1 protein-coding gene is annotated in these 217 nt (G+C 62.2%); it reads left to right on the top strand.

The genetic code is table 11. From position 1 onward, the window contains the following. Positions 1–217, top strand: a 217-nt coding sequence (locus tag AF337_RS32965) for a gamma-glutamyltransferase (RefSeq protein WP_193393686.1), incomplete at both ends; no start/stop codon positions are given.

Below are 217 nucleotides of genomic sequence, written 5' to 3' on the forward strand. Positions count from 1 at the left end.
GACGCGCATATGGGCGATCCCATCTATGTCGACGTGCCCTATGAAAAGCTTCTGTCGAAAGAGCAGGCAAAGGCGCATGCCCGCGCGATCAAGGCCGGCGAGATCGCCAGCGTATCGCGCCTTGATGGATCGCAGCGCGACACCACCCACATCTCAGTGATCGACAAGGACGGCAATGCCGTCGCGATGACCCACACCCTCGGCAGTCCCTCGGGCG

Source organism: Rhizobium ecuadorense (genome assembly GCF_001187535.1).
Taxonomy (GTDB): domain Bacteria; phylum Pseudomonadota; class Alphaproteobacteria; order Rhizobiales; family Rhizobiaceae; genus Rhizobium; species Rhizobium ecuadorense.